Raw genomic sequence first — 24,227 nt, 5'->3', positions numbered from 1 at the left:
CCGTGTCCGCGCCGTCCATTCCCCCCGGATTCGATTTCACCGATCCCGCGCTGTGGGAGACCCGAAACCCCGTCGAAGAATTCGCCCGGCTGCGCCGCACCGCCCCGGTGTGGTGGAACCCCCAGACCGACGCCCAGTCCGGCGGATTCCGCGACGGCGGCTACTGGGTGGTCACCAAACACGAGGACATCAAGGAGATCTCACGCAACGCGGAGCTGTTCTCCGCCCAGCGCAAGGGCGCGGTGATCCGCTTACCCGGGGAGATCACGCCCGAACAGATCGAGCTCACCGGCGCGCTGCTGCTGAACATGGATCCGCCCAAGCACACCAAGATCCGGCGCATCATCTCGAAAGGCTTCAGCCCGCGCGCGATCGAGGGATTGCGCGGCGCACTGACCGAGCGGGCGGCCGCGATCGTGCACGCGGCACGGGAAACCGGCGGCGGCGACTTCGTCGAGCAGGTGGCGTGCGAGCTGCCGTTGCAGGCGATCGCCGAATTGCTGGGCGTGCCACAGGAGGATCGGCGCAAACTGTTCGACTGGTCCAATCAGATGCTCAACTACGACGACCCGGAATACGGGGACAACACCAGCACGACCTCGTCGACCAGTGCGTCGATGGAGATCCTCGGCTACGCCTGGACCATGGCCGAACAGCGGCGCGCCGACCCGCTCGACGATATCGTCAGCCGGCTCGTGCACGCCGATCTCGACGGGGAATCCCTGGGCTCGGACGAATTCGGCTTCTTCGTCATCCTTTTGGCGGTGGCGGGCAACGAGACCACCCGCAATGCCATCACTCACGGGATGAAGGCGTTCATCGATCACCCCGAGCAGTGGGAGCTCTACCGGCGCCAGCGCCCGCGCACCGCGCCCGACGAGATCGTGCGCTGGGCGACCCCGGTGACGGCGTTCCAGCGCACCTCCACCGCGGACATCGAACTGGGCGGGCAGCCGATCCGGCGGGGCCAGCGGCTCGGATTGTTCTACAGCTCCGCGAATTTCGACGAGGACGCCTTCGACGACCCGTTCCGGTTCGACATTCTCCGCGACCCCAATCCGCACCTGGCCTTCGGCGGCACCGGCGCGCACTACTGTGTCGGCGCGAATCTCGCCCGGCTGGAGATCGATCTGATGTTCAATGCCATCGCCGACGCGATGCCGGACCTGTCCGAGGTCGCCGCGCCCGAGCGGCTGCGGTCGGGGTGGATCAACGGCATCAAGCACTGGCGGGTCCGGTACGGGTAGCCGGGCCACCGTATCGCCGGGCGGATCCCCCGGTGCATACTCGATCGGGCGCGGATCGGACGAGAAGCCGTCCCCCGCAATCACATTGGGAGTAGATGATGAAGACCCGCCTGAGCTGCCCGTGCGGCGAATACATTCGCGGCGAGAACGAGGACGACCTGGTCGAGAAGACCCAGGCCCACCTCGCCGAGCGGCACCCCGATCACGACTATTCCCGCGACGAGATCCTGTTCCTCGCGTACTGATCCGGTTCGAGCGGGCGCGTCTGCGCCGAGCTTCCCGCGCGGGAGGTGCGCCCGGCTCCGAACGAGCCGGGCGCCCCCGCGGCCGTGTCCCCCGCTACTTCGATGGCGGGACACGCTGCTACGCGAGCGCCTGGTGGATAAAAGCTTGCAGGGCAGCGTCGATGGGATGGGGCCGCGGTGCGATGGCGGGACGGTTCCAGCGTTGGAGGTTCACGGCGGCGGAGAGTTGGCGGGTGCCGTCGACGCTGGTCATCGAGATCGCGCCGCCGCCCCAGACGGAGCCGTCGTTGCCCCAGAAGGCGGCGGGGCCGGGAGCCGGGAGCCTTTTGAGGCCGAGACCGTAGTCGAGGGTCTTTCCCTCGAACGAGATGACCGGAACGGTGCGCTGCATCTCCGCCAGGGCTGGGCGGCTGATGATTTCGCCGGCCAGCAGTAGGCCGAAGAAGCGGTTCAGGTCCGCGACGGTGGAGATCAGTGACGCCGCCGGTCCGACCCATGACATGTCGAAAACGCTGTAGTCGCACGGCGGTTCGATCATGCCGAACCACGACTCGTAGTGCAGGGAGTGCGGCCCGTCGATGTGCGATCCGGCCGGGAGCTCGGTGTCCCGCAGCCCGGCGCGCTCGATGATGTCGCCGGTGATGCACTTCTCGGCCGAGACGCCGGACACCGATGCCAGAAGTTCGCACAGCAGAAGGTAATTGGTGTTCGAGTAGATCCCGGGAGTGCCACCCGCGGCCCCGGTGGCGGGCGCCGAGACACCCATCTCGATCAGCTCGGTCGGATGGAAGCGGGTGAATCGGTTGTCGTCCAGGCTGTCCGGCGTCGTCCTCGCCAGGTCCGGAAAGGCCGCGAGCGACGGGTAGACATAGGGCAGGTATTCGGCGAGGCCGCTGGTGTGGTTGAGCAACATCCGGACCGTGATCGACGCACCCCGATCCCCGGGAACCTGGCGGGGCAGGTAGCGGCCGATCGGTGCGTCGAGCTCTATCTCACCGTTGTCGACCTGCCGCAATACGGCGGCGGCGGTGAACGTCTTGGTGATGCTGCCGACGCGGTGGCGCATATCGCTGGAGACGGGTCGGCCGGTTGCTACGTTGGCGACTCCGGCTGCGCCACACCAGATCTGGTCCCCGGCGCGGACTTCCGCGAAGATTCCCGGCATGCCCGCACGGTGGACGGCATCCAGGGCGGCGCGCAGCTGCGTGGAATCGAGGGTGGTGGTCACGACATGTGTCCTCTCGTTGTCGATGTCGGAGGCCACCACTATCGACCGGGCTACCCGGCCCGGTATTGGAAAAATTCTCCCCAGGCCCGGTACCGGTGCCGGGCAATGGCGGGCAGATGGTGTGCGGTCAGAGCCCTCGGGGTGCCATTCGTGAAGATCGATACATCCCGGCACAGGTGAGCCTGATCGGTGTACCCGCACTCCACCGCAACATCGGCGGCGGACCGGCCCGCCACCAGTTTGTCGACGGCATACCGGAATCGGGCCAGCATCGCCGCCCGCTTGGGAGTGAGTCCGATCTGGGACTCGAAACGCGACCCGAGCCGCTTATGACTCCAGCCGAGCGATCGGGCGAGTTCGCCGATCCGCAACCGGCCGTGGGCGGACTCGATTCGAAACCAGGCCTCCAGCACCTCGGGGTCCGGCGAGCGATTCGGGGTATCGCACTGTGCCAGAAACGATTTCGTCAGTGCGAAACGCTCACCCCAGGCCGGCGCGGAGGCGAGCTGCTCGCGCAGTACCCGAACCCGCGGTCCCCAGAGATCCTCCAGGGCGACTGCGCCGCAGCCCAGATCGACTGGGGGAACACCCAACAGGGAGTACGCCTGTATCGGCGACAGACGAATCTCGATACACGCGGCTCGTTCGCTGCGTACGCGCATGGCCGAAAGGGCAAGCCCTGCAGCGAACCCGTCGAGAGTTCGCCGCCCGAAGACGTCGTCGACCAGCACTGCGCCGGCACCGAAGCCGATCACCATGGTGACTGCCGTCGTCCCGGCAACCCGGAGGTCCAGTCCGGCCCCGCCCATATCGCGGTAACCGATCAGCGCGCCGTCCGGCCGTCCGGCATCGTCCGGACCCGCGAAATCCCACGCCGCACCGGGTTCGTCACCGAAGTCCACAGCATCCACCCCGTCCAGGCTACAAACCCGGCGGCCTCACCTCGGTCGGCCAGGGTGGGCCCGGGTCGCGGCCGCCGGTGCGGGCGCTCGAGGCGGCTGGTCAGCCGGCCTGGCGCATCAGGCCCTGGGCGGAGACGGACGCCACCAGATCACCGGCCTGGGTGAAAATCTGGATGCGGCCGTACATCCGGCTGCCACCGGCGAAGGGGCTCTCGCAGTGCAGCAACAGCCAGTCGTGCATCGTGAACGGCCGATGGAAGGTGACGGTCTGGGCGAGCATGGTGGCCGTGCCGCGACCGCCGCGGCGCGCGATCTCGGTTTGCGGGTACGGGCGCATCGCGACCGGGCCCAGGAAGCCCTCGCTGCCGTGCGCCAGCAACGCGCGACCAAGGCCGGGCAGATCCGGCGCCTTGTCACAGCGCATCCACACATCCAGTGCCGGTGGTCCCGACAGTTCGGCCGCGAGCGCGTCCGCTCCGCCGAATGTCCGTACCTCCCAAGGCAACAGCGCACACGGCAGTTCTTCGCACTCCTCCGGCCCCGGCACCCCCTCGGGCAGGTGCGCACCGTGGCCGAGGAAGTCCGGCTCCTCCGCACTGAGCATCGTCAGCACCCGCGCGTGCTCGCGCCCCTCCTGGGAGAACGAAACCTGGACCGTCGCGAGCGCCCGCCCCGACTGCACCACCTCGACCGCCACATCGACGTCCCGGTCGGCATACCCACCCCGCGGAAAGACACCGTGCAGCGACTGCACGGCCAGCTGCGGCACCGTGCGCTCCGCGGCAACCACGGCCTGCGCGAGCGTCTGACTGCCGAGCGTCGTCGGCAGCGTCGAGGTGACATTGCGAGCACGGAACCGACCCGCCCCGACCTCCGTCAGATCGAGGACGTCGAGCAGATCTGCCAGGTCGACCACCGGCCACATATGCGTTCCACCAGCCATTGCGAAATATTTGCACACGCCGGAAAGCGCGCGGTCGGCGATTCCCGATGAGCGGCACGACGAAGTGTTCGACCCGTGGATCGCGTCGTAACAAATACTCGGCTCGATCCACACGCGCTGATGCTCCCGACTCATTATCGCGGATTCGCCTGGAGCCAACCGGGTTGGACTGCCCAGGACCGGAAGCAACCCGTTGCCGAGGGTGGCGAAGGTGTCCACCAAGAATCGCTGCCTCCGCGCCCACGACACCGAAGGGCCGACCTCGTCGCTGACACGCCAGCCCAGTCAGCCCGAGCCCCTGAGCGATCCGCACCGAGCCGGTGGCGATCGCCACCCGCGGGGCGCGAGGGCCGGGCTCGGTCGTTCACCGTGGGTCGGAGGCGACCGGGTGTACTGTCTCCGTGGTCGATCCAGGCGTGCCCATCGGGACCCGAACGGCCGAATTGTCGTCGAATGCTGCCTGATTGGGGATGAGGTGAGGTCGTCTCGTGTCAATCGTCGGGTCCGGACCCTCCGGCTGGCTCTGACTGTCGTTGTGATCGTCGGCTCGCTCATCGGATGCGGATCACCCTCGGGGACATCACATTCGGCGGAGACGTCGACCGTTGTCGCCGACGCCGCGGGGTTCGTGCATCCGGGAGTGTTGGAGTCGCGGGGGCAATTGGATTTCGTGCGGCAGCAGGTACGGGCGCAGGCGCAGCCGTGGAAGGGGACCTTCGACGCGATGATGGCGAGCCAGTACGCGAGCCTCGGGTATGTGGCGAAGCCGCGGGCCGTCGTTGATTGCGGACCCTACGACCATCCCGACAACGGGTGCAGTGATGAGCGGCGCGACGCCGACGCCGCCTACACCAGCGCGCTGGCGTGGTATCTGACCGGTGACGAGCGCTATGCGCGGAAGTCGATTCAGGTCATGGATGCGTGGTCGGCGACGCTCACCGATCACACCGGCAGCAACGCCCCACTACAGAGTGGATGGGCGGCCTCGGTGTGGACCCGCGCGGCCGAGATCGTCCGCTACACCTATTCCGGCAGCTGGCCGGATCTGGCTCGATTCCAGGACCTGCTGCGAAACGTGTACCTGCCCAAGGTAATCACCGGCTCCACCTCGAACGGCAACTGGGAATTGTCGATGATCGAGGCCGCCCAGGGCATCGGCGTCTTCCTCGAAGATCGCCACGCCTACGACACGGCGGCAACGATGTACCTCGATCGCGTCCCCGCGTATATCTACCTCACCTCGGATGGTCCGCAACCGCGGATCTCGGTCCGCACCCACGCCTCCACCCCGGATCAGATCACCAAATACTGGTGGGGCCAATCGACGCTCGTCGACGGTGTCGCACAGGAAACCTGCCGCGACTTCGCGCACACCGGATACGGCCTGTCGGCCATCGCCCACATCGCCGAAACCAGCCGCATCCAACAACACGACCTCTACCCCCAAGTGGCCGACCGCCTCCGCGTCGCCCTCGAACTGCATTCGAAATACCAACTCGGCCAACCGATGCCGACCTGGCTCTGCGGAGGGCAGTTACAACGCGAACTCGGCCCGATCACCGAAGTCGCTTACAACGCCCTGCACAACCGCATGCACCTGGACCTCCCCGATACCGAGCGCCTCACCGACAAGCAACGCCCAGCCGGGCTGGACATGTTCTCCATGTGGGAAACCCTCACCCACGCCGACAATCCGGGCTGAAATGCCAGAGCCGACCACACGGCGAGGGTCGATCGTTCGACGGCGTTCGCTCGATATGTGTCCGGAGATCCCGTCCAGGAGTGCGATTCTGGTGTCCACGTGAGGTCCAGGATTCGGGAACGGACCTGACGCACGGCCCGCGGCTCATCGACCAACAGGCGTAGATGGAGTTCGGCCGCCATCCGGAATCCAGGCGCACACGATGGCCTTTCTCGCGCGCTCACGCCTCCCCATACCCGCTACGACGGCGACGGATTCATCGCCGCCGCAACCGGAGAGGCCGACGCAGACGTCGACATCGTCAGACTAATGGCCGTGGCCGTCGTTACCGAGGCCATCAGACCGGTCGGACCCCGCACACATCCGGCGCCGGCTGAACGCGTCGCCACTCAGAGAAGAGGGCGATCATCGTGGGCGTCCTACGCTGAAGACGTGATCGAGTTCGGTTCGCGGGCGCGCAAGCTGCCACCACCCCCGTCCGTCGTTTGGCAGTCGCTTACCGAGCCGCGAAGGCCGACCGCTCGCCCCTGGCTCATGCTGCTGCCCGACGAAGTCGAGCCCGCGGTCCTCGCCGCGACGGAACCTCACCACGTCGTGTGGTCATCGCCGTGGCCGAGTAGGCCCAATGATCAGATCCACTTCGAGCTGACCGCCGTTCCAGACGGAGAGACCTTACTGAAGTTCACGTTGCTCACCCCGGACGAAGCCCCTGACCAGAGCAAGATTGGGCACCTTCGGCGCAGGCTCAACCAACTGCTCTTCGCGGATCTTCGGTTTTCTTACGGCCAGTGACCACGGCAACCATCGGTGAGCTATGACGTCGATCAGCCAGCCTGGGATCCGCTGGTATCGGCGAAATCTGATGTCACCATGCAGCATGCCTGGCTCCCTGGGCGTGCCTGCCGAACGCACTCTTCCCTTGCCGCGAGGCGGGCGGTTGGAAGCGGCCACGCGGCACGGCGGAAGATCAACGCGCCGAGATCATCTCGACCTCGGCAACGCACTGATCTGCCGAGTCGCGCGCCTTCTGATCGCGACCCATCCGAACTGTCGAGCGTGCTTCTTGACATATGAATGTCGAAGCATCTCAGGAGGGTTATGGCGATTGCCCGATCTGGTGCAGGAAGGTGAGGTAATCCTCGATGTGCCAGTCCTCGGTGATCAGGGTGTGGTCGCCGCCGAGATGTTGCAGGTCGATGGCGTTGAATTCGACAGGCTGGCCAGAACCTCGAGCACCGTTGTAGACGCCGGTGAAGTGGCCGCGGAAGACCAACCGCGCAGTGAGAGTATCGCCGGTGAGGTACAGATCCGACAGCTCGCACGTGAGGTCGGGGACAGCGGTGCGGAAGGCCTTCGATGCCACTGCGGGGCCGGTCGGTCCCTGCGGTCGGCCCGGCGGCAGGGTGTTGTCCCGGAATGACGGTGTAATCGCCCGGACGAGGTAGTCGACGTTCCCGGTATTCCAGAACGTGTACAGCAGCTGCGCCACATGGACTTCCTGTACGGCCTGATCGGCGCCGAGTCCGTCATCGATGTGCACCGCCCGAGGCACGACCAGGTCGCCGGAACGGTCGACGGGGTCGACCGGGCGCGGCGCGTTCGTCGAGCAGGCGGCGAGAATCAATGTGGCCCAAACGAAAAGGGCAATCTTCACGCTAGTCTCCCGCCGCCGTCGACATGCAGGGTGGCGCCGGTGAGGAACGGGTTGGTCAGCGCCAGCAGGGCCGCAGAGGAGATGTCGGCCGGCGTCCCGACCCGGCGTGCCGGATTGCGATCGGCGACGGTCTGGAAGAACGCCTCCTTGCCGGGACCATCCCATACACCCGAGTCGACGATGCCGGGTGAGATCGTGTTGACGCGCACCGGCGCCAGCTCGACCGCCAGAGCCTCGGCTAGAGCGGCGGCAGCGGCGTTGGTGGTGGCCATCACCGCCCGACCCGGTGTCGGCCGCCAGGCCGCGACGCCGGAGAACAGCAGGATCGCACCACCCGCGCGGAATCGAGGAGCGAAGTGTTTGGCGAGCAGGATCGGTCCGATCACCTTGGCGTCGAAGGCACGGTGCACGGCGTCGTGGTCCAATTCGGTGACCGGGCCGTTGGCGTGGTCGGCGGCAAGCGACACCAAGTAGTCCAACTCGCCGACGCGCTCCGCCAAGGCGTGCACGGTTCCCTCATCGGCCAGGTCGACCTCGGGGCGTCCTACCGAAATCACTCGAGCGCCCAGGGCTGTCGCGTCGTCGGCGATACGGCGGCCGATGCCCGATCCGGCGCCGATGATGACCATCGTTTTGTCTTGCAGTGTTGTCATGCTCGGTTCAGCATCCCGGCGGAAACTGATAATCCCTTCGCGAACTGAATGTTTTCGATCAATGCCATAGGATTTGCGAATGCCAACGTTGCGGGCCCTGGAATGCCTGATCGCCGTCCTGGACGCAGGGTCGATCACCGACGCCGCCGCGGTGCTGCACATGTCTCAACCGGCACTGTCGCATCAACTCGCGGCGCTCGAACGCGAGATCGGCGCACCGGTCCTCGAACGACTTCCGCGCGGGGTGCGCGCCACCGTCATCGGCCGCGCCGTCGAGGCCGACGCCCGTGCAGCGTTGACTGCCGCCGCTCGCGTCGTCGATGGCGGTCGAGCCGTGGCCCGAGGCGAAGGCGGCCAGTTGCGGCTGGCATGCGCGGAAAGCCTGACCGCGAGTCTGCTGGCCCCGGTGCTTCGTACCTGGTTCCGCCGCAAGCCCGCAGTACAGATGGTGCTCACCGAAGTCACGAGCGCCGACGACCTCGTCCACCACATCGAATCCGGAACGGCCGACCTGGCCCTCGGTCCCCGGCCGACCCGCTGGACCGGCGCGTCCGAACTCATCGGCACCGAGGAGATCGTCGCCGTCCTCCCCGCCGATCACCCTTTGTCCCAGCGTGATCGGCTGAGCTTCGAGGACCTACACGATCAACCACTGGTGCACTACCACCCCGATAACGGCCTTGCCGGCTGGCTCGACGCCCAAGCCGCCGGTCACGGCGTCACGCTCAGCCCCGTCATGCGCACCCGGCAGGCGACCACCGCCGCGCAACTCGCTGCGGCCGGACTCGGGATCGCACTGGTCCCCGCCACCGCCCTCGGCCCCGGCCTGCCGGCCACCCTGAAACACCTGCACCCCATCGTGTCCCGCGATCTCATCTGCTTCATCGGCACCCCCGCCGACCCACTGCTCCGCCGCTTCGTCTCTGACATCGTCGAACGCGGAGTACCCATGAACCCTTCAGTCAGAACAAAACTCACCTGACCCCAGACACCATTCCGCACCCCCGCGAGCTTGTCGGGCTTCCGCACATGCCGCGAGCCGCGCGGTTCGAAGCGGCCAGACGGCCGGCCCCGAAGATCAACGGGCCGACCGTTTTTGGTCTCCGCTCCAACGCGATTGGCCAGGACGAGGGCCGCAACTTCGCCGTCCTCGACGGAATCGACTGGGACCCGCCCGGGCCCGCAGCGGGGGGTGGTTCGGCACGCCATGAGCCGCGGGCATCGCACGGTGAGAACTTTCTGTACTGCTATCGAGCGAGCGCATTCGCCATTCCCTGCCCGATTGCTCGTTGCAACGGGTTGACCTTCCCGTAGGGGAAACATGCACGCTCAATCAGGGGACGACGACCCGACCTCAACCGCGATCACCTCTCATTGAAGGAGAAGATCAATGTCAACTATCACCACCACAGACATGCCTCCGCCAGTGCATCGTTACTTCGAAGCGATGAACCGGCTTGACGGCTCCGGCATGGCGGCGCCGTTTCCTGCCGATGGTCTCGTCAACGACATCCAGCGCGAGTTCTGGGGCCCGGATGCGATCAAGCGGTGGGCCGACAAAGAAAGCGTTGGCGACAACGTGGTCGTCACCAAATACGTTGAGGCCAAGGAACACTACGGCGACTACATCGTCTCCGCCGAGGTCGATGGCGACTACGACAAGACAGGTCTACCCGACCCACTCGTACTCACCTTCTACTTCTCCCTGGCCGGCGACCGGATCAGCCGACTGATCATCCTGGGCAACAAACCTGGCTACTGATCCAGAAATAGTCACCTTCGGCTATACAGACCGCAGACGCACTGATCAGTCCGCGCGTCGTCCGTACCCTGGCCATCGTTCTCGAGGAGACAGTGAACGCGGGTACTCGATGGCCGACGGTACGGGCCAGCGCGAGCGGCGGTGCACGCTTGCCCCGCTGTGCTGACGCCGGACGCACGTGGGAGATCGTGTCCGGGCCGTATGCGGTGGCCGAGGCCGTGCAGCGGGCGGGACAGCAATGATGTTCGTTCTGGGGATTCCCGGGACGGCGCGCCCTCGCCAATCGCACCGTGGCGTTGACATTCCCGTAGGGGGAAGCTGCACGATGGTCTTGCTCGAGCGCGCGGGCGGCAAATCGCAAAGGAAGGAAGCCATGGGCGCACAGGTTTCGATCGGTGACTTCTCGGTGATGACCAGCCTGAGCAGAAAGGCGCTGCGCCACTACCACGACATCGGCATCCTCGAACCCGCCCACATCGACGCCCACACCGGCTACCGGTACTACGACACCAGCCAGGTCGACAACGCGCATATCATCCGACGATTCCGGGCTCTGGACATGTCCATCCCCGACATCAAAGCGTTGCTGAGCACCAACGACGCCCAAACCCGGACCGAGATAATCACCACGCATCTCGAACAGATGGAACAGCAATTGCAGCAGACTCGTGACACCGTGGGCGCGCTACGCGAGTTACTTACGCCAGTACAAACCCCTGCCCGCGTGGAGTTGCGCCACGAACCGGCGGTCGCCGTATGGTCGATCGGCGAAATCATCGACATTGCCGAGATCGACAGCTGGTTCGCCACGAGGCTGGACAAACTGTGCGACGCATTTTCAGCGGCAGGGGTGCATCCGAAGGGGGTGCCCGGTGGCCTGTACGACAGAGACCTGTTCACCGAATCTCGCGGCCACGCCACCCTTTTCATACCTGCACCGCAGGCGGTCGCCGTCCCCGAGAATATCCGTGCTGAGGTGTTACCGCCGTCAGAGGTTGCGGTGCTCACCCATTCCGGCAGCCACGAGGGCATCGACCGCAGCTACGGGGCCCTGGGAACGTATGTTCACGAGCACCTCATCAGCCATCAGGGACCCATCCGCGAACACTACATCGGCGGGTCGGCCTCGGACCTGACCGTGTTCACCGCCACCGAAATCTGCTGGCCAATCTTCAGCACCGCCCCGCCGCCCGAGTAAGTCAGGCCCCGCCACTCCACCGCGGAACCGGTAGCACTGCAGAACAATTCCACCGCGCGAAGCCATGTACCCCGCGCGGTTACCCAGACGTGCGCGCGCACACCTACCAAAGAAGGGACGACGGGGATGTACGAGCAATTCGGCATCTACGGGGCATGGCTCAACCCGGCACTGGGCGATGCACCCCGTATCGAATACGCGGCACAACTCGAAGATCTTGGCTACCAAACGATCTGGGCGGGGATCGGACCAGACCCTGTCGGCGATATGGACCTACTCGAGCCAATGATCGCCGCTACGCGGACTGCGATCATCGCCAGCGCGATCGTCAACATGTGGCAAGACGACCCGCACAGCATCGCCCACCACTACCACCGAATCGTCGACCGCCACGGACCACGCCTGCTGCTGGGAATCGGCCTCGGCCACCCCGAAAGCCGAGACACCTACGAAAAGCCCTACGAGAAAATGGTCGACTATGTCGACGCGCTCCTCGGCCACCGCGTCCCCCCAGAAGCCATCGTGATCGGCGCGCTGGGAACCAAAACGCTCAAACTGGCCAGCGAAAAAACACTGGGCGCACACCCTTACCTCACCGTACCCGCACACACCCGGTACGCCCGAGAAGTACTCGGCGCCAACGTCTTCCTCGCGCCCGAGCATAAGGTGGTGATGATCGAGGACGTGGAGGAGGCGCGCAGGATCGGCCGCCCCGCCGTCCAATATCCCTACCTCGGCCTGCGCAACTACACCACAAACCTGATGCGGCACGGATTCACCGAAGCCGATATCGACGGCTCATGCAGCAACGCACTCATCGACGCCCTTGTCGCCCACGGCTCTCCCGAAACGATCTACAAGCAGATCGACGAGCACCTAGCCGCCGGGGCGGACCACGTCGGAATCCAGGTCTTGGCCGAGGACCACACTGCTTCGCCCGTAGAGGCTTTCCGAATTCTGGCCGAGCACCGACCCCAATGACACCTGAACACACGCCAACTACCCGAAACGTCCGCACAGAGAGAAGATTCCTATGCCCGTGTAGTCATGTTCGACGAAATCGGTGATGCCGACGTCCTGGCGGTATTGGACTGCACCGCAGAAGAATAGAGCCGCGGGTGTAGCGCGCGCGAGTCGTGACGACGAGAACCGTTGTAGAACACAACATCCTGTTCTGTCGCAGGCCGCGCTGACCGAACCGGCCAGCGCGGGGCGGCGGAAGATCAACTGGCCGTGCCGATCCGAGGCCGTCGGAACGTCCGTTACTGCCGAGTTCCGTGCATTCTGGACCGGCTCGGCCGCACCCTCGTCCACCTCATCGAACCGGCCCGCATGCGCCCGCCTTCGGTCGTAGGCCCACCAGACTGGCCAAATGCAACCGCAGCACCGCTCGCATCGCGTTCGGATCGCGTCGAGCCGGATCCACCACCGCCGCCAGCGCCAGCCCGTCCAGCAGCGCGGCGAGCCGATCGCTCTCGAGCTCCAGATCGACCCCGCGCAGGACCCCTGCCTCCGCCATAGCCGACAGGACTCGGTGCACCAGCGAACGCGCACCGGCCACCGGCTGGGCGGCCAGCTCGGCCAGCTCCGGCCGCGACCGCGCGGCGGTGGTGAAGGCCAGCCATACCGCCGACTCCTCGAAGCGCGCCTCGTCCAGCGGCAGCAACTCGACCAGAATCCGCTCGGCATAGCTGCCCGGCACCTCCGGCACCACCATGCTCTCGGGAAGCAACTCGGCCAGATGCCCCAGCACCCGATCGGTGACGCGCCGATTGAGCTCGGCCAGCGTGAAACTCAGCAGTTCGGCATGACTGCCGAAGTAGTGGCGCACCGACCCGACGACCAGTCCGGCCTCCTCGGCCACCCTGCGCAGCGAGGCCTTCTCCACCCCTTCCCGCGCGACCACGCGAAACACCGCGTCAGCCACCGCCTTTCGACGCTCAGTCGGATCCACGATCTTCGGCATGTTGTCTTTATAGCACAATCGAGCTACCTTAAATAGCATGATTGAGCTATATAATAAACGGGCATCATGAGTACGCCACTGGTCGTGGCCGTGGTCGTCGCCGTTGTGCTGCTCGTGATCGTCAGGCGGTTCCGCGGCGAACCCCTCAACGCAAAAGACCTACTGATTCCCCCCATTCCGCTGCTGGTCATCGGCGCGCAGGGCCTTCTGAAGCATCACCCGACGGCGCTGGACTGGGCCTGGACGGGCCTGGCGCTATTCATCGGTTTCGTCCTCGGCGCCTGGCGCGGCACCACGACCCGACTGCTCACCCGGGACGGCGTACTGTGGCAGCGCTACACCGCGTCGACCCTTGGAGTCTGGGCAGCTTCGCTGGCGGTGAGCGCGAGCGTCGGCCTCATCGGCACCGAAATGGGTGCGCACACAGATGTCCGACCGATCCAGCTATCGATCGGCATGAGCCTGCTCGGCGAGGCACTTGCGCTCGGATTGCGCGGCCTGGCAACGGGTTTCCCGTTCGCCCCCGAGCGTGTCCGCAAGACCAGCTCCCCGCTCGAGCCGATCCCTGTCGAACGCCAACGACTCCGCACCGCGATCAGCGAGGACCGAATCCGGTCGGCCGTCACCGAGTGGCAGCGCACGGGCACCGTCGAAGCGGCGGTGGCCGGCTGGCGACGCACCGACCGTTCCGACCACCAAGGCTGAGCGGCCTGATCGTAGGTTGGTTTGCAGGTGTTCAGGCGGTCGAAGGGTGGGGTGACGGCGCGCGCCGGAGCCGAGGATCACCGGGCCGAGACCATCTCAGGCAGCGGCACGGTCACCCGGCAGTGCCGCATACCGCGCTGACCGAACCGGCCAGCGCGGGGCATCGGAAGATCAACTGGCGGTACCGATCCGAGGCCGGCGGAACGTCCGTAACCAGCCGATTCCAGGACGGCGACCATGTGAGTGGTCGCGACCCGGAGCGAGTGCTGAGCCTGCCCTTTCGTTATCGGTAGCGCTATCGAACTGATTGCACCGTGATCAGTTTTCGGGCGCTGTACTGAAATGATGTGATCGCCGCGTCTGCTGTCATGCGGCCTGATGACACCTCGGAGCCTGCGGCATGGCCGAGCACCATGACGGCCGTCAACAGCCATTCGGGTGCACAGTGAGGATCGAATTCGCCGGTGGCCTGGCCACGGTGGATCAGCTGCTCGAGTGGACCCAGTACCGGTGCGTGGGCATCGTGATCGTCGGCCGGACCGGCCGAAGGTAGATGCAGCAGCATCGGATAGCGCTGCATGATGTGCCAGCAGACGTCGAGGAACCGCTGTAGGGCTTCCCCTGCCGAGCCTTCATGGAGGCGGGCTGCGTCGATGTCGGCGACGACTTCCGCTGTGATGCGGGTGACTGCGGCTTCGATCAGCACGTCGCGGGATGGAAAGTGGGCGTAGATCGTTTGCCGGCTGACGCTCGCGGCCGCGGCGATGTGCTCGAGGCTTGCGTCGGGTCTCTCACCGAGTATCTGTATGGCGGCCTCGAGCACCGACTCGGCGCTGCGAAGGCCGTCACTTCTACGGCGGCGGGGCGTACCCGTTTTCTCTGACATCCTTGTCAATTCTAACGGATGGGCATAACCTTGACAGTATTGTATGAGTTATCTGAAAGGTGTACGGACATGGCAACTTCCATCACCCTTCCTGGACGCGACCTAGCGGCATATCTCAGCGCATATGTGGCGGAAATGGCCTTCGGCGCCGAAGCGCCCGAAGTCATCGTGGATCGGTATCACACCCCCGATATCGTCTGGCGCAGCGACGGCCACCCGATGGACCGGAGCCGGTTGGTGGCTCACGCGAAACCGAGCCGCAAGAACGTGGCCCAATGCCGGGTCGACGTCATGGACACCATCGCTTCGGGCGATCGTGTCGCCGCCCGCTACACCGTCACCGCCACGATGCGCACCGGCCGGATGATCGTCACCGAGGTATACATGTTCGGTGATCTCGCCCCGGACGGTCGACTGCACCGGGTCGACGCCATCACGCGCGACCTGCCTCAGCCGAAAGATGCAGCACCAGATGATGTTTCCGATCGCTAACGACGACGGACCGTCATCGTTGTGCCGGAACGTCCGACACACCCGCGATTCGCCCGGACCGCGATCAGAGGCGCAACGAACGCACAATAAGTAGCCGCATACCGCGCTTACCGAACCGGCCAGCGCCGGACATCGGAAGATCAACTGGCCGTACCGATCCGAGGCCGGCGGAACGTCCGCTACTAGCCGAGTACCGGGTACTCCGAGGGGCCTGCACACCGTACGGGCCTGGCTGGCTGGGCCCGTTGCGTTCCACTCTGTCGGGTTGGCGTCGCACCTGGTCCGATTCGACCTTCTCGGTGATCGCGTTCAACGGACGCCCGTGATCGGCAAGGCCGAACATCGTGATGCCCAATGTGATGGCCCAAGCACCGAGATGAAGGATCATCGTCATGGGCGTCGTGGAGGTCCGCCGGTCACGGGGGTGCCACGACCCAACCGGCCCGGGTGTGGCTGATGCGGGTGAATTCATGGGTGCTCGCAAGTGTTCGTGAGTAGCTTCTCGAGTATGGACAATGAGGAACCCAGCCGGACAGCGCTCGTGACTGCTTACGCCCGTGCCTATCATCAAATTGCTGACCGGCCAAGGATTCTTACCGATCCACTGGCGGCACGTCTGCTGGGTGTCACTGTGGATGAGCTGACCGAATTGGGCCGGCCCGCAGAGGATCGTGCCGGTAGCGATGCGGGCTCGGGAATCCTGCGGCTGGGTGTCAGTGATCGGCCACGCCGCCTGTTCTTCGCTGCTCGTGCCCGTTTCGCCGAGGATCGTGTGGCCGAGGCCGTCGCTGCAGGCGTGCGACAGGTCGTGATCCTCGGCGCGGGCCTGGATACCTTCGCCTACCGCAACCCGCACCCTGGCCTGCGTGTATTCGAGGTCGACCATCCCGCTACCCAAGCGTGGAAACACCAACGCCTCGCCGCATCCGGTATCGACCAGCCTGAGCGGTTGACTTTCGTGCCTGTCGACTTCGAAACCGACACACTGGCAACACGATTGGAAGCCGCCGGATTCGGCCGGACCGATCCGGCCGTATTCGTATGGCTCGGTGTTGTCTTCTATCTGACTCCCGACGCCGCCCGCACTACCCTCGAATACATTGCGGGTCAATCGGAGCCGGTCGAGGTGATCTTCGACTACCTGCAGGCGGCAGACACCGACGAGGATCGCGCGAAGCTGCAGGCGCGCGCCCATCGAGCGGCAGCTGTCGGCGAACCCTGGTTCAGCTATTTCGCTCCTGACGACATAGCCGCACGGTTGCGCGCACTCGGCTTCACCGACGTCGAAGACCACTCCGCCACGGACCTCATCGCTGGATACCTCGATGGATCTTCGGAATTCGAGGTCGAACCACCCCAGGCACTGCGCCCAGTCCGCCTACTACGGGCGAGCCGCTGAGGATTCACGCTCTTGCCGCTCACAAGGCTGTTCGGACCGGCCAGCCGAGCCCCGGCCGAACGCACCCATCATGCCGAGTTGAGCACGTGGCGACTGGATCTGAATGACCTCCAGCAGGAAATGAAACATGTTCTAAGCTTGTTCTTCAACCTCGGGTTTCAAACCGCCTGGGTTGCTTGATCGTTCGCCGGAAAGGCAGGCGGCCTTCGTCTCATCATGTGCTCCGAGTCTTGATGTGGTCGAGGACGCGGTAGACGGTGGAGCGTCCGATGGAGAAGACCGTTGCAGCGTTCTTATTACTGGTTGTGAAGTACGTTGTTGACTGGGCAGTTTCCCTCGCTACGGCCGCACGCGGCGAAGTCGCAGAGGCGACACAGCCAAGGCTGTGGACGGTCGGTGGTGCGGGCGGAGCGTTCCTCGGCTCTGGCGAGGGTCACCGTGGTCAACATCGTGTCCAGCGCCGCCGCAAGATTGTCGATCTCGTCCGGGGAGAACGCGGACAGTGCGCTCGCCAATGACTTCTCGCGTGTTTGAAGTATCCGCTCGGCCGTGTGTCTGCCACGTTGGGTCAGGACAACGGAGACAGCCCGTCCGTCCTGTGCTCCGACGCGCTCGACGAGGCCTTCGGCGACGAGGCGGTCGACGAGGCGGACGGTGCCCGAGTGAGTCAGGCCGAGCATAGAGCTCAGCTGCGTGACCGATCCGCCGTCGAGGAACTCGTGCATCGCGGCGAGGGCCGCCGGGGCCGACGGGCCGAGCATCACAGTCGCTTCGACGGCGGTGTTCATCCGGTCGGCGACTACGAGGCTCAGTGCGCCTAGGACGTTGGCGGCGTGTTGACGCCTTGACTCGGTTTGCGGCATGGTCCTAGTTTATATGTATGAGTCATACACAGTCCACAAAGGGACGCGGCAAGTCGACGGCGGAACCCATGGAAGCACGTATGAAGAACCTGGCGAATCCCGACGTGGTCACAGCGATCCAGCATCTCAACAAGGCGATTCACGCCGGTGGCGTCGACCCGCTCGTGCTCGAGCTGGTCCATCTGCGGGCCAGCCAGATCAACGGCTGCAGCCCGTGTGTGTTCGCCGGCGTCCGGTCGGCGAAGAAGCATGGCGAGACCGAGGAGCGGTTGCACAGCGTGGTCGCTTGGCGCGAGACTCCGTTCTTCACCGAGGAGGAGCGGGCAGCGCTCGCGCTGGCCGAGGCCGCCACCCGGATCCAGGACGGCTCGCCGGGCGTGACCGACGAGATCTGGGAGGCTGCTGCCGCCCACTTCGACGAGAAGCAGATGTTCGCGATCATCCTGAACATCGCAATCACCAACTTCTTCAACCGGATCAACCACACGATCCGGGAGCAGGCCGGCAGGACCTGGTGAAGCTGGATCTCCGGCCCACAGACCACCACGGCCTGACACCCCGAGGGAGGCTTCGATGCCAGTGACCACGATCAACCCACCAGGGCTGCCCACCCCAAACGGCTACGCCCACGTCTCAGTGGCGACAGGTTCGCGACTCATCCATATAGCCGGGCAGGTGGCCCACGATCTCGACGGCACTATCGTCGGCTCGGGAGACCTCATCGCTCAAACCGAACGCGCGCTCGGCAACGTGGTGATCGCGCTCGCCGCGGCCGAAGCCACCTTCGATGACGTTGTGAATCTGACATTTTATGTTCCCAACTGGGACGAATCCAAGTACCCGGCTCTGGCCGAAGGCATCCGAGCCGCAGCAGCCACGCTGGGCATCAACCCGATCAAACCCGGTGCCCTGGTCGGTGTCGCCAGCCTCGGCCGTCCCGAATGGCTGATCGAGATATCCGCCACCGCCGTGACTACGTAACCGGTCGCCGAGTTGTGTCGCGATGCGGACCCGCACCGACGAGGACCGGTTGGCCGCGTGGCTGTCGGAGAAGGTATGTCCGGTCGCGTTGCGCTAGGAGCAGCTGCGGGAAGCGGTGCTGATGCGGTCCCGATCAGCTTGTTCTCTATGGCCTGGAGGAACCGAACCGGCTGGGTTGGTTGAGGATTCGCAGGACAGGGAGGCCGTGGGGATGAGTCTGCCGGTTGCTGGCGGGGTGAGGGAAGCGTTCGCCGAACTGTCACGCGTGCGCACGGAGTTTTACGCGTGGCTGACCGCACGCCACGACGTGCTGTTCGAGCTCACCGACGCAGTGTTGGTGCAGCGGGGCGGTGCGGTCGGTGCCGGAGCTGACGTTGACCACCGAACATCGCCGCGGCCACGGGGCGATGTACGAGGGCCTCAACGCCGGACGGATCGATATCGTTCGGTTGCGTAATCTGTTGTGCGGCAGCGGTTTGCCTCGGTTTCCGGATGGCCCGTCGGTGTCGGCGGTGGACGTGCCTGCGTGGCTGCGGTCGGACGCGGCGTGTTCGCCGGGTCGAAATGGTGGGCCGGCTGCGGTCGGATCGGGTGATGCGGCAGCCGAAACCACCCCCGCACCTACGACCCCAAGGGCGGGCGGCCACCCAAACACGGCACGGAATTCCGATTCGCCGATCCTGCCAGCTGGCCACGACCAATGGTTACGACGGCCACCACGACCAGCCGCTACGGCAAAGCCGAGGCACAGGCGGGGGATCGTGTCCACCCCCGGCTCACCCATCGCTCGGCGTGGCTCGACCACGACGGGCCGCTCCCGCTCGTGAGGGCACCTTGGTCCGGCTCGAGGTCGAGCATCTGTCCAAAGACCGTGCCGCACCACCGATCTGGCTGTGGTCTTCAAAAACCGGCGCCACCAGCGTCGATGTCAACCGGATCTGACAGGCGTTCCTGCGGCGCTTCGACCTGGAACACACCTTCCGGCTGTTCGAACAGACCCTCGGCTGGACCCGTCCCAAACTCCGTACACCCCAAGCGACCGACCGCTGGACCTGGCTCATCGTCGCCGCCCACACCCAACTTCGCCTGGCCCGGCCGTTGGCCGCCGACCTGCGCCACCCGGGGAGAAGCCCACGGCCCCAGCGGAACTGACCCCGGCGCGCATGCGGCGCGAGTTTCGGAACCTACGCCCGAACCTGGCCTGCCCGACCAGAGCACCGAAACCATCGCGACCGGGTCCCGGACGACCACCCGGCTCCCGAAACCGCCACCGAGCCACCCGCTACGACGTCGGCAAAACATCAAACGACCGACCAGACTGCCCGACGGCCATGCCCAGGCCAAACCGAACGAGTCACACGACCATAGAAGAACAAGCTAAGCGCATACCGCGCTGACAGAACCGGCCAGCGCGGGGCAGGCCGCCGTACGAGATCGACCGCGGCGCAGGAACGCCCGCGACCGAATGGTGCTCGTCCACTGAATCTGCCGACTACGTCGGAAGCTGTTCCGACCGTCCACTGTGGCGGTGGTCTCGTCACGCTGGCGTCTACGTTGTAGACTAAGTCTACAACGTAGACAGGCGTGTGGAGGTGTGTATGGCACAGGGTCGGTCAGTGCATGCGGTCGAGTCGAATGGCGCTCGGTTGTATGTGGAGTCGGCAGGGTCGGGCCCGGGGTTGGTGTTGGTGTCCGGGGGTGGCGGCGACGCGGCAATGTACGAGCATGTGGTTCCGTTGTTGACCGACCACTTCACGGTGATCACCTTTGATCGGCGCGGCAATTCGCGTAGCGAATTCACCGAACCGGATGCCGACATCGCGGTAGAGACGCAGGCCGAGGACGTCGTAGCGATTCTCGATGCCTACCGGATCGACCGGGCGTTGGTATTCGGCAACAGCAGCGGCGCGATCATCACTGTGGAACTGATCGCCCATCACGGCGAACGGGTGCGGGCGGCGATCGCGCACGAACCGCCACTGGTGCAGCTACTGGCGGCGAATGATCCGGCGCGACAGGAGATCACGCATATCCATCAACTGACCGTCGACAGCGGTCCGATGCGCGGGTTCGCGGCGTTCGGGGCAATGACCGCACCGGATCTACCTGCGGCGCTGCGGTCGCGGGCCGGGCAGGCGGCGCTGGCTGCAGCAAGTTCGGCGGCGCTGGCTGTCGCGCCGGTCCTGCGCGCGGTCACCGGTAGGCCGCCGTCGCCGATGATGCGGATGCTCGGTAACACCGATCTGCTGATGCGGCGGGAAATACCGGGCTTCATCTTCGACTACCAGCCGGATCTTGCCGCGCTGCGAACGACTTCGGTGCCGTGGCGGCCGGCCGTCGGCCACGCCAGCGTCGGCCGCCCATACTTCGTCACCACCGAGGCGCTCGCCACCGCGCTCGAAACCGCCTGTGTCGAGTTCCCTGGCGGGCACACCGCGTATCAGACCCATCCCGGCGAGTTCGCGCAGCAGTTGGTGCAGACCTTCGCGGAGCTGACCCGATGACCGGCAAACGTGCCCCACAGCGGACGGCGCGGGCCACGTTGAATCGCGATTACATTGCAGCGGTGGCCTTGTCGGTGCTCGACGAGACCGGCCTGGGCGGTTTCTCGATGCGCAAACTGGCGACGGCGCTCGGCGCGGATCCGATGGCCGCCTACCGTCACGTCACCGATCAGCAGGACTTGTTCGATGCCGTCGCGGTCCGGTTGTTCGCCGAGATGGACCTCGAAACTCTTGCATGGCAGTCCGATTGGCGCGACCTGATGTCCGGCTACGCCGACCGGCTGCGCAAGACGCTCCAGGATCATCCGCACGCGGTACCGGTGTTCGCCACCCGCCCGGTCCGCGACCGTGCCGCCATCGAGATCGGCGACCAAATGATCGCCCAACTGTGCGCGGCCGGATTCACCCCGGTGCTCGCCTTGCAGCTGGCACGTTGCGTGCGCGAATACGCCATCGGGCACGTCCTGGGCTGGGCGGCTGCGGTGACCGGGCGCAGCCGTAAGCCCGCACCCGATTCTCCCGACTACACCCCGCTCGCCGCCGCCGCGGACGCCGCCGACACCGACCACTTCGACATCGGCCTGGCCGCCATGCTCGACGGCTTCGCCCAGCATCTGGGATCAGCACGCACAGATATTTAGCCCACTCTTCTTGTGTTAGAAGGAGATTGCGAAGCGGCCAGTCTTGTTCGCCCGTCGCTGCGATGCCGTCCACACCGTGGCGGAAATCAAACAGCCCCAACGAAACCGGCTTCGCAAACCACAGCCCACGCCTTCGCAAACCACCGCAGGACCAGCCCACCGACCCGTGGAACCATCCTTCAGATGGCACCTGCAGGGATGTACGAATACATGAGCCCTGAATGGCTCGACGCCGTGAAGTCGATCATCACGGATCTGCTGCAAGGCCACGATCTCGGCTCACTCGACTACTCCATCTGCGAAGACCTCACGAGCCCGCCACCCGGCCGGGCCAACACACCCGCTGGCACACTCAGCTGGTTCATCCGCATCCGCGGCAACAATCTCGAGGTCCACGACGGCTCCATCGACGACGCCGACATCCGCATAGTCGCCGACTATGCGACGCACCATGAGCTCTCGCGGCGCGTCTGGGCAGGCAACCCCGAGGCCATCGCCGCCGCCCAACACCAGCGCCAACTCGCAACGGCCAGCGGCAAACTTCGAATCGACGGCAATCTCACAGCGGCGCCGCCCGCTGTCCTGGAGCTGGTCGCCCAACTCCACGACCCAGTCGCCGCGATCACCGTATAACCGACGCCCCCAAGACCAGACGCCTGGCTACAGCTAGGGCGAGTGAGCTCTCATGCCACACACCCGCGCTGACCGGACCGGCCAGCGCGGGTGTGTGGAAGATCAACGGGCAGGGGTCATCTGAGCCCGCGGACCGAACGTCGTCGGTGCACGGTAATGCCGATGAGCGATTACTTGAACGATGGGCGGATGCCTCCCGGAGAAGTCGACGCTACCGGTCGAACTTGACCGGAATATCCATGCGCCACATCGCCAGCGTGCTGTCGCCGTACACCCACGCCTCCGCGACTAGTTCCGCGGGCGAACCAACTCCGGATCGGCGCAGACCCGCGACCAGCCGGCGAGCGATGCTGTCGCACACATTGGGCACATCCGACAGCGGTATCTCCCACCAGTTGTCGTCCTCCCACTCGTCATCAAAGCGTCCAGCCTTCATCCGCCAGTTCGCACGGATCGTTCTCGGCGAACATCGAGGGCTCCATACCGACCGTCAAGCGCTCGCTGCGTGTCGCGCTCTTCGAGGGTCAGGCCCTGCGGGCTGACCCTCAACACCTCGCCTTCGGCCAACATCGGCCGACCATACCGGAAACTGAAATAGAAGCCTTTGACAATGCGGGTATCGGGTGGTTAGCGTCAGCGGGGCCATACCACTGAAGAATGGGGAGACTTCTTGCAGCGCAAACGAATCCGTCGGGCGAGCATCTGGATTGTGGGGGCCGCAGTAGCCGTGGCGACTTCCGGATTGACCGCACCGACCGCGTCGGCGAATGCGATCGACGTAACCGTGACACCGGGGGCCGGTGGAGATCCGGGTGCGTATACGATCACGGCTACCGTGAGCGATCCCACGATCTCGCAGGTCTTTCTGTACGACATGCTGTTCGTCGGCCCGGGCAATTTGACGCAGGCGGTTGTCATCGGTGGCGGTCCGCAGAAGGTCAGTGGCGGGAAGGTTCAGTTGACCTGGTACCCCACGGCGACCGGAACTCACGGCATCGCGTTCGACGGATGGGACGCGAGCGGCAATTTCGTCAGCCGTGCCGGAACCGGGGCTTCGGTGAGCCAGCTTCCGAAAACACCCGGACCTGCTGGGACAGAGCCTACTGGCGGAAGCCTGACCCAGGCGGGCATCACGATCAACGGACTTGTCCACCACCCGAATATGACCTATACGCTCAGCGTTTCCGCAGCGTCACTTCCCGCCGGAAGCATCGTCTATTTCGATGACAATGGCGGCACGGTCAATCTGGGCCAAGCCACCGTCACCAACGGTGTGGCGACATTATCCTTCACGCCCACCACACTCGGCGCCCACAACCTCACGGCTGTCTACACCAACGCCACCACACCCCCGCCCCCCGACGACTCGGTCACCACGACCCCGTCCGGCGCAGGTCAATTCGCCGGCCAGGCCACCTTCATAGTCACCACCCCGGTAGCGACCGCCACCCCGACCGGCACCGGCAGCGCTAACTCCATCCCGGTCATCGGCCCTCTCCTGAACTCGCTCAGCGCGGGGTCATCGCATTACTGAGGATGAATTCATGGAGTTACCGAGTCGAGGGTGAGTCCGGTTTCGGCGAGGAAGCCGTCGAGGAGGTTGTCGGTGCGGTGTTGCATGGC

General features: G+C 65.3%; 27 protein-coding genes. 18 read left to right on the top strand and 9 right to left on the bottom strand.

What is annotated here, in order from left to right:
* The first annotated feature begins 2 nt into the window (after positions 1-2).
* Both ABZ909_RS36415 and ABZ909_RS36410 read left to right on the top strand, forming a co-directional pair.
* Entirely contained in the window at positions 3-1,247 is a 1,245-nt protein-coding gene (locus ABZ909_RS36415) for a cytochrome P450 (RefSeq protein ID WP_357009295.1), read from the top strand.
* Positions 1,248-1,345: 98 nt separating this feature from the next.
* The gene (locus ABZ909_RS36410; RefSeq protein WP_354845559.1) at positions 1,346-1,492 is read left to right on the top strand and encodes a DUF1059 domain-containing protein; all 147 of its coding nucleotides are present in this window, start codon (positions 1,346-1,348) and stop codon (positions 1,490-1,492) included.
* 118 nt (positions 1,493-1,610) lie between these two features.
* Here ABZ909_RS36410 and ABZ909_RS36405 read toward each other — a convergent pair whose 3' ends face one another.
* From ABZ909_RS36405 to ABZ909_RS36395, 3 genes are all read right to left on the bottom strand, one after another.
* On the bottom strand, positions 1,611-2,720 hold the full coding sequence (locus tag ABZ909_RS36405; RefSeq protein ID WP_357009292.1) for a serine hydrolase domain-containing protein: 1,110 nt from the start codon (positions 2,718-2,720) through the stop codon (positions 1,611-1,613).
* 50 nt (positions 2,721-2,770) lie between these two features.
* Positions 2,771-3,631 (bottom strand): AraC family transcriptional regulator, encoded by an 861-nt coding sequence (locus tag ABZ909_RS36400; protein WP_357009289.1) that lies wholly within the window; start codon positions 3,629-3,631, stop codon positions 2,771-2,773.
* 91 nt (positions 3,632-3,722) lie between these two features.
* The gene (locus ABZ909_RS36395; protein WP_357009286.1) at positions 3,723-4,679 is read right to left on the bottom strand and encodes an acyl-CoA thioesterase domain-containing protein; all 957 of its coding nucleotides are present in this window, start codon (positions 4,677-4,679) and stop codon (positions 3,723-3,725) included.
* A 526-nt stretch (positions 4,680-5,205) separates the two neighbouring features.
* Between ABZ909_RS36395 and ABZ909_RS36390 the strand changes: the two genes are divergently transcribed.
* Together ABZ909_RS36390 and ABZ909_RS36385 are read left to right on the top strand one after the other, a co-directional pair.
* Positions 5,206-6,267 carry an alginate lyase family protein gene (locus tag ABZ909_RS36390; RefSeq protein ID WP_357009284.1) on the top strand — a complete coding sequence of 354 codons (1,062 nt, stop codon included), beginning with the start codon at positions 5,206-5,208 and terminating at the stop codon, positions 6,265-6,267.
* A gap of 432 nt (positions 6,268-6,699) precedes the next feature.
* Positions 6,700-7,059, top strand: a complete 360-nt coding sequence (locus ABZ909_RS36385) for a hypothetical protein (RefSeq protein ID WP_357009282.1) — start codon at positions 6,700-6,702, stop codon at positions 7,057-7,059.
* Between the two features lie 304 nt (positions 7,060-7,363).
* Here ABZ909_RS36385 and ABZ909_RS36380 read toward each other — a convergent pair whose 3' ends face one another.
* Together ABZ909_RS36380 and ABZ909_RS36375 are read right to left on the bottom strand one after the other, a co-directional pair.
* Positions 7,364-7,921: an ester cyclase gene (locus tag ABZ909_RS36380; RefSeq protein ID WP_357009279.1), complete on the bottom strand. Its 558-nt coding sequence runs from the start codon at positions 7,919-7,921 to the stop codon at positions 7,364-7,366.
* Positions 7,918-8,736 (bottom strand): SDR family oxidoreductase, encoded by an 819-nt coding sequence (locus ABZ909_RS36375; protein WP_357009276.1) that lies wholly within the window; start codon positions 8,734-8,736, stop codon positions 7,918-7,920. The genes ABZ909_RS36380 and ABZ909_RS36375 overlap by 4 nt, the downstream gene beginning before the upstream one ends.
* Here ABZ909_RS36375 and ABZ909_RS36370 point away from each other — a divergent pair.
* The 4 genes from ABZ909_RS36370 to ABZ909_RS36355 all read left to right on the top strand — a co-directional run bounded on the left by ABZ909_RS36370 (position 8,654) and on the right by ABZ909_RS36355 (position 12,515).
* Complete coding sequence (locus tag ABZ909_RS36370; RefSeq protein WP_357009273.1) at positions 8,654-9,556, top strand: LysR family transcriptional regulator; 903 nt, start codon at positions 8,654-8,656, stop codon at positions 9,554-9,556. The genes ABZ909_RS36375 and ABZ909_RS36370 overlap by 83 nt on opposite strands.
* Positions 9,557-9,964: 408 nt before the next feature.
* Positions 9,965-10,336 (top strand): nuclear transport factor 2 family protein, encoded by a 372-nt coding sequence (locus ABZ909_RS36365; RefSeq protein ID WP_357009271.1) that lies wholly within the window; start codon positions 9,965-9,967, stop codon positions 10,334-10,336.
* Between the two features lie 373 nt (positions 10,337-10,709).
* Positions 10,710-11,534 carry a MerR family transcriptional regulator gene (locus tag ABZ909_RS36360; protein WP_357009518.1) on the top strand — a complete coding sequence of 275 codons (825 nt, stop codon included), beginning with the start codon at positions 10,710-10,712 and terminating at the stop codon, positions 11,532-11,534.
* A gap of 126 nt (positions 11,535-11,660) precedes the next feature.
* Positions 11,661-12,515, top strand: coding sequence for a TIGR03620 family F420-dependent LLM class oxidoreductase (locus tag ABZ909_RS36355; protein WP_357009268.1), 855 nt, complete (start codon positions 11,661-11,663; stop codon positions 12,513-12,515).
* 334 nt (positions 12,516-12,849) lie between these two features.
* On the opposite strand, the gene ABZ909_RS36350 is transcribed toward ABZ909_RS36355, so the two are convergent.
* Complete coding sequence (locus ABZ909_RS36350) at positions 12,850-13,500, bottom strand: TetR/AcrR family transcriptional regulator (RefSeq protein WP_357009265.1); 651 nt, start codon at positions 13,498-13,500, stop codon at positions 12,850-12,852.
* A gap of 84 nt (positions 13,501-13,584) precedes the next feature.
* Between ABZ909_RS36350 and ABZ909_RS36345 the strand changes: the two genes are divergently transcribed.
* Positions 13,585-14,205, top strand: a complete 621-nt coding sequence (locus ABZ909_RS36345) for a hypothetical protein (protein ID WP_357009263.1) — start codon at positions 13,585-13,587, stop codon at positions 14,203-14,205.
* A 295-nt stretch (positions 14,206-14,500) separates the two neighbouring features.
* Here ABZ909_RS36345 and ABZ909_RS36340 read toward each other — a convergent pair whose 3' ends face one another.
* Positions 14,501-15,091, bottom strand: coding sequence for a TetR/AcrR family transcriptional regulator (locus tag ABZ909_RS36340; protein ID WP_357009260.1), 591 nt, complete (start codon positions 15,089-15,091; stop codon positions 14,501-14,503).
* 30 nt (positions 15,092-15,121) lie between these two features.
* Here ABZ909_RS36340 and ABZ909_RS36335 point away from each other — a divergent pair, with 30 nt between their 5' ends.
* Positions 15,122-15,583, top strand: a complete 462-nt coding sequence (locus ABZ909_RS36335) for a nuclear transport factor 2 family protein (protein WP_357009257.1) — start codon at positions 15,122-15,124, stop codon at positions 15,581-15,583.
* A gap of 508 nt (positions 15,584-16,091) precedes the next feature.
* Positions 16,092-16,982 (top strand): class I SAM-dependent methyltransferase, encoded by an 891-nt coding sequence (locus tag ABZ909_RS36330; RefSeq protein ID WP_357009254.1) that lies wholly within the window; start codon positions 16,092-16,094, stop codon positions 16,980-16,982.
* Positions 16,983-17,278: 296 nt separating this feature from the next.
* On the opposite strand, the gene ABZ909_RS36325 is transcribed toward ABZ909_RS36330, so the two are convergent.
* Positions 17,279-17,845, bottom strand: coding sequence for a MarR family transcriptional regulator (locus tag ABZ909_RS36325; RefSeq protein ID WP_357009251.1), 567 nt, complete (start codon positions 17,843-17,845; stop codon positions 17,279-17,281).
* An 80-nt stretch (positions 17,846-17,925) separates the two neighbouring features.
* On the opposite strand from ABZ909_RS36325, the gene ABZ909_RS36320 reads away from it, so the two are divergent.
* From ABZ909_RS36320 to ABZ909_RS36295, 6 genes are all read left to right on the top strand, one after another.
* Positions 17,926-18,363 carry a carboxymuconolactone decarboxylase family protein gene (locus ABZ909_RS36320; protein WP_357009250.1) on the top strand — a complete coding sequence of 146 codons (438 nt, stop codon included), beginning with the start codon at positions 17,926-17,928 and terminating at the stop codon, positions 18,361-18,363.
* Positions 18,364-18,418: 55 nt separating this feature from the next.
* Positions 18,419-18,826, top strand: coding sequence for a RidA family protein (locus tag ABZ909_RS36315; protein WP_357009247.1), 408 nt, complete (start codon positions 18,419-18,421; stop codon positions 18,824-18,826).
* Positions 18,827-19,176: 350 nt separating this feature from the next.
* Complete coding sequence (locus ABZ909_RS36310; RefSeq protein ID WP_357009244.1) at positions 19,177-19,653, top strand: transposase; 477 nt, start codon at positions 19,177-19,179, stop codon at positions 19,651-19,653.
* An 861-nt stretch (positions 19,654-20,514) separates the two neighbouring features.
* The gene (locus ABZ909_RS36305; RefSeq protein WP_357009242.1) at positions 20,515-21,330 is read left to right on the top strand and encodes an alpha/beta hydrolase; all 816 of its coding nucleotides are present in this window, start codon (positions 20,515-20,517) and stop codon (positions 21,328-21,330) included.
* Positions 21,327-21,971 carry a TetR/AcrR family transcriptional regulator C-terminal domain-containing protein gene (locus ABZ909_RS36300; RefSeq protein WP_357009240.1) on the top strand — a complete coding sequence of 215 codons (645 nt, stop codon included), beginning with the start codon at positions 21,327-21,329 and terminating at the stop codon, positions 21,969-21,971. The genes ABZ909_RS36305 and ABZ909_RS36300 overlap by 4 nt, the downstream gene beginning before the upstream one ends.
* 210 nt (positions 21,972-22,181) lie before the next feature.
* Positions 22,182-22,604: a hypothetical protein gene (locus ABZ909_RS36295; protein WP_357009237.1), complete on the top strand. Its 423-nt coding sequence runs from the start codon at positions 22,182-22,184 to the stop codon at positions 22,602-22,604.
* A gap of 211 nt (positions 22,605-22,815) precedes the next feature.
* On the opposite strand, the gene ABZ909_RS36290 is transcribed toward ABZ909_RS36295, so the two are convergent.
* Positions 22,816-23,040 carry a hypothetical protein gene (locus ABZ909_RS36290; RefSeq protein ID WP_357009234.1) on the bottom strand — a complete coding sequence of 75 codons (225 nt, stop codon included), beginning with the start codon at positions 23,038-23,040 and terminating at the stop codon, positions 22,816-22,818.
* A gap of 399 nt (positions 23,041-23,439) precedes the next feature.
* On the opposite strand from ABZ909_RS36290, the gene ABZ909_RS36285 reads away from it, so the two are divergent.
* Positions 23,440-24,138: an Ig-like domain-containing protein gene (locus tag ABZ909_RS36285; protein ID WP_357009231.1), complete on the top strand. Its 699-nt coding sequence runs from the start codon at positions 23,440-23,442 to the stop codon at positions 24,136-24,138.
* Positions 24,139-24,227: the final 89 nt, after the last annotated feature.

The sequence above is a fragment of the Nocardia sp. NPDC046763 genome, assembly GCF_040645495.1.
Lineage (GTDB): Bacteria > Actinomycetota > Actinomycetes > Mycobacteriales > Mycobacteriaceae > Nocardia.
The sequence above is the reverse complement of the archived record's forward strand: the minus strand, read 5'-3'. Positions and strand labels throughout refer to the sequence as shown.

Coding starts and splice junctions, on each gene's coding strand:
- ABZ909_RS36410 (WP_354845559.1), top strand. CDS start 1,346: ATGAAGACCCGCCTGAGCTGCCCGTGCGGCGAATACATTCGCGGCGAG.
- ABZ909_RS36360 (WP_357009518.1), top strand. CDS start 10,710: ATGGGCGCACAGGTTTCGATCGGTGACTTCTCGGTGATGACCAGCCTG.
- ABZ909_RS36325 (WP_357009251.1), bottom strand. CDS start 17,845: ATGCCGCAAACCGAGTCAAGGCGTCAACACGCCGCCAACGTCCTAGGC.
- ABZ909_RS36330 (WP_357009254.1), top strand. CDS start 16,092: ATGGACAATGAGGAACCCAGCCGGACAGCGCTCGTGACTGCTTACGCC.
- ABZ909_RS36365 (WP_357009271.1), top strand. CDS start 9,965: ATGTCAACTATCACCACCACAGACATGCCTCCGCCAGTGCATCGTTAC.
- ABZ909_RS36320 (WP_357009250.1), top strand. CDS start 17,926: ATGAAGAACCTGGCGAATCCCGACGTGGTCACAGCGATCCAGCATCTC.
- ABZ909_RS36375 (WP_357009276.1), bottom strand. CDS start 8,736: ATGTGCAGCACCGCGGCGGCGTCGGTGATCGACCCTGCGTCCAGGACG.
- ABZ909_RS36340 (WP_357009260.1), bottom strand. CDS start 15,091: ATGTCAGAGAAAACGGGTACGCCCCGCCGCCGTAGAAGTGACGGCCTT.
- ABZ909_RS36290 (WP_357009234.1), bottom strand. CDS start 23,040: ATGAAGGCTGGACGCTTTGATGACGAGTGGGAGGACGACAACTGGTGG.
- ABZ909_RS36300 (WP_357009240.1), top strand. CDS start 21,327: ATGACCGGCAAACGTGCCCCACAGCGGACGGCGCGGGCCACGTTGAAT.
- ABZ909_RS36315 (WP_357009247.1), top strand. CDS start 18,419: ATGCCAGTGACCACGATCAACCCACCAGGGCTGCCCACCCCAAACGGC.
- ABZ909_RS36355 (WP_357009268.1), top strand. CDS start 11,661: ATGTACGAGCAATTCGGCATCTACGGGGCATGGCTCAACCCGGCACTG.
- ABZ909_RS36370 (WP_357009273.1), top strand. CDS start 8,654: ATGCCAACGTTGCGGGCCCTGGAATGCCTGATCGCCGTCCTGGACGCA.
- ABZ909_RS36295 (WP_357009237.1), top strand. CDS start 22,182: ATGAGCCCTGAATGGCTCGACGCCGTGAAGTCGATCATCACGGATCTG.
- ABZ909_RS36350 (WP_357009265.1), bottom strand. CDS start 13,500: ATGCCGAAGATCGTGGATCCGACTGAGCGTCGAAAGGCGGTGGCTGAC.